Source organism: Fulvivirga sp. (genome assembly GCF_040220315.1).
Taxonomy (GTDB): Bacteria; Bacteroidota; Bacteroidia; order Cytophagales; family Cyclobacteriaceae; genus Fulvivirga.
Window position 1 is genome coordinate 1 of the sequence record NZ_JAVJUY010000096.1, and the last position, 3,538, is coordinate 3,538.

The 3,538-nt window shown below is 38.5% G+C and carries 4 protein-coding genes; all 4 read right to left on the reverse strand.

Annotated elements, in window-relative coordinates:
- Positions 1–1,466 (reverse strand): UvrD-helicase domain-containing protein (locus RLO81_RS04300; RefSeq protein ID WP_350107736.1); only part of this gene is annotated, 1,466 nt, incomplete at its 3' end.
- A gap of 193 nt (positions 1,467–1,659) precedes the next feature.
- Positions 1,660–2,139: an RES family NAD+ phosphorylase gene (locus RLO81_RS04305; protein ID WP_350107739.1), complete on the reverse strand. Its 480-nt coding sequence runs from the start codon at positions 2,137–2,139 to the stop codon at positions 1,660–1,662.
- Complete coding sequence (locus RLO81_RS04310; RefSeq protein WP_350107742.1) at positions 2,139–2,636, reverse strand: Xre family toxin-antitoxin system antitoxin; 498 nt, start codon at positions 2,634–2,636, stop codon at positions 2,139–2,141. The genes RLO81_RS04305 and RLO81_RS04310 overlap by 1 nt, the downstream gene beginning before the upstream one ends.
- A 266-nt stretch (positions 2,637–2,902) precedes the next feature.
- Entirely contained in the window at positions 2,903–3,463 is a 561-nt protein-coding gene (locus tag RLO81_RS04315) for an EF-Tu C-terminal domain-related protein (protein ID WP_350107745.1), read from the reverse strand.
- Positions 3,464–3,538: the final 75 nt, after the last annotated feature.

Sequence of the window (3,538 nt, forward strand, 5' to 3'; positions counted from 1 at the left end):
AATAAAGTTTCGGGAATATGAACACTACTCCTGGCCCTGGTGATCGCTACATACAGAAGATTTATTTCTTCATTGAGTTTTCCATAATTCAGGTCATCTTTTTTGATTTCTTTTAGCAGTTTTTCCAGTTTTTCTTCAGAAATAAAGTCGTTCACAATTTGAATAGTATCATATTCCATTCCCTTGCTGCGGTGAACAGTTGAGAAAATCATTTCAGCGTTTTCCTTATCATCATTGTCAATGTGTTTCTCTTTAATTGCTTTGATAATGCCTGGGATTTTGTTCCCGTATTCTCTCACAATTTCCACCATCATACCAAGTTGTACATCTTCTGTCTTTTCAATGTACTCTTCAAGCTCTTCAATGTCCTTCATCTCCCTGATTAGTGCGTCTCGTATTAATCTTCGCTTGTTATTGTAAAGGTTCAAGACATCATAGAGTGAAGCACCTTCGTCTGCATAAGTGTATGAACTGATGTTACCTTCAAAATAGATTTTCTTTACCTGTTTCTTTTCCGTCACATATTCTATGGCCTTCAGTAATAGTCCTAAATTTGTTCGGGCCACAACTGCTCTGGATTTAATTTCCCCTACTCCTCCTATACCCTTGATCCGAAATGGTTCTTCTATGTCAATTAGCTTCTTCCATTTCAAAACTTCCATCGCTAGATTGGCTATCTCCTGGCTGAATCTAAAGCTTGTAGAAAGATTAAAGTTTGCAAAATCGGCTTTTTCAAGCGAGTTGATTGCAAAACGCCAGCCATAAATCTGTTGGTGTGTATCCCCTACAATAACCTTGGTAGCATCCTGCTTAAAAAAAACAGCTAACATGGCCGCTGAGGCATCTTGCCCTTCATCAAAAAGAATGTAGTCGTAGTTAAGCTTTGGGTTTGAGAGTTGGAATTTCTTCAGATAGAAATCATGTGTAATTTCTATATCTCCTCTGTCCATCTTACTCAAAAGCAACCTTGTTTGCTTTTCAATGTATTCGTAAAAACTGGAAACAAAAGCTTTTGCCTTTGGGTCCGAAATGATATCTAAATAATTTAAATCCTGCACTCTTGCCTTTTCGCTATTGCAGAAGTAAGCGATAAATTTGTTGATGTGATTGGCCACAATGTATTCAGCGTGTTTCTCACCGTTTCCTTCCAAACCCAGCAACTCAGCAATCTCATGTGTTTTGTAGCCCTGCGGCCTTACTTTGTAATGGTTCTTGAATACGATGTGTCTGTAAGCAAGAGAATGGGCCGTCTCCACTTTTACATTGTTTAGCCCTTTTTCAGCAAACTTTTTAGTTGCTTCAAGCTTTACAGATTTATTAAATGCGAGATAGAGTATTTTACTTGAATTTGGCCGGGCCCTTGCGTACTCAATGACGGTTGTGGTTTTTCCTGACCCGGCAACAGCATTGATCTTGATGTTACCACTTGAGTTGATGATGTCATGTTGCTCTTTGGTTAATTCCATCTTTTAATGTCTCCCTGTCTAAAGACCTGATGCTCGACAAACCGATAATTGGTGAGGTCCTGTATAAAAAACCCAAACTAAACTAGCTAAATCTGTTGTGATATGCAACGGGTGATACTCGGGCTGTTTGAACCGTCAGAATTGTTCAGCCTGGAAATTGCTGGTAATACCTGGATTAAGCTTACTGAGCTGATCATTTATTAGCATTTTGTTTTATTCGAGGGTCGAAATTCATAGCTGTTTCAGAAATCACTTTGACCCGAGAAGAGTCTGGGTGGTTAGGGTTAATTAAATAATTGTATTCCTGGCTTACAATGCAACTTGGCACTTTTAATACAGCTGCTCCTCCTTCCTTTACAAAATCATCCCCAATAAATTGAGTTTCTAAAATTGGGGGTCTCGAATCCCAGTTTTCCGGCAGGTCATCCGGATCTATTTCAAGGATTCGGATGTCATCCGGAATATCGATTTCAACATAAAACCTATCCGTTGGTAAATCCTCACTTAAGTCCAGATGTACTGAAACCTCCAAAGTCGCTAAAGCACGAGATTCCGCTGTATAAACCAGATAAGTGTTTAGACTATTCCACCTATATCCTTCTGATAAAGCTGCTCCAGTTCCTTTCAAGGCGTTCTTCAGATGTTTTTTTCTTTCAACTCTGTAGACTCTCATTATGCCATGTTGCCATATTCAAGTCTATTGAGTGCGTTTTTCACCTCTTGAATGCCTGTCACTGAATCGAATAAACTTTCTGGTTTTACTCCACCTAAAGATACATTTGGCTTTTTAAGCCATCTTTGAAACTTTTCCGATTCATTATTAAAGACTTCCGACCCAAAATCAAGCAGTTCTACCAATAATAGCACAACCTCACTATCTCTGCCACTTAATAATTCTTTTTCCCTTTTCTTTTTGTTGTATGTAGTTTGAGGTACTCCAAAAATGGTTAGAACCTCTCTTACTGGAAGGTTAGTTCTTTTGCTAATTACTTCAATGGATTCATAGGGAAGTCCTCTTCTTATAATACCTACTCTTTCAATCTTATTAGACCAGGCATATTCTCCATTTGGAACGCTAATAACCCAACCAGACCTTTTCTTTCTTGTCGCTCTTGCCCGCCTGATGCTTTTTTTTGTATCGAATTTTGCGGTTTGTGAGTGTGTTTTCATATGGTAGCAATATTACTGTAATATAATAACAATATTGCTCTGCTAAAAAGTTGTGGTAAGAAATGCTAACGAACATGGCAAGTCGCCATATCCTTTGGAGTACGATTTCTAAGCGTTTTAATCCAAATATTTAAAACTATATTTTGACATCAAAGCTGCCGATAATTGAATTTTTGGAAAAGGAATTTTAGTTTTTTGGTTTTTTCTGGGTTGGCAATGAGGTGGCAAAAACCTCAATTTGTACATGCGTCCATACACAATATTACCTACCGCTTTAATTTCGGATTCAGAATGTGCAGGATCTTTCCCGTTCCAATAACAGTTGATGCTTCTCGAAATTCAAAAGTTAAGCCATCAGTTAGTTTGTTTTGGAAGTGTTCCACGGCAATGATTCTAATCGATGCAGTTACAGAATCCCCAGGAAATACCCAATCACGGTCGATGTAAGTTTGTTCACCTGAAGTTTGCATGTCATCAAATTCAAATTTCACTTGAGGTCTATAACCTGAACGAGCAGACGTTTTCCGTCCTCCATCTTCACTTGACAGAAAGGTTAGTTCGGCAATGAAGTCTGCCTTTGAATTATGTTGATCGTAACTCTCATTGTGAAAGTATTCCCACGCGGATGCCTCTATCTCTCCACCAGTTAGTTCGTTACCTTGTTCGTCTGTTAACTTGTACAGTTCTTGATGTCCTCCAATTTGAGCAGAACCATCTAGTCCAAGCAAAATCGAGTACATGTTATCCCGTAATACTCCTGCAATAATCTGTCTTAGCCGTTCGTGGTTTTTCTCATCGAGTTCCATCGATTTAATGAGGTTAGACACCGCTGTATCTTGATTAGAAAAGTAAGTTTCAAGGCTTGTTTTCCGTTCTAAGTAGAATGCTTTTGCAAATTCATC

Coding starts and splice junctions, on each gene's coding strand:
- RLO81_RS04305 (WP_350107739.1), bottom strand. CDS start 2,139: ATGAGAGTCTACAGAGTTGAAAGAAAAAAACATCTGAAGAACGCCTTG.
- RLO81_RS04310 (WP_350107742.1), bottom strand. CDS start 2,636: ATGAAAACACACTCACAAACCGCAAAATTCGATACAAAAAAAAGCATC.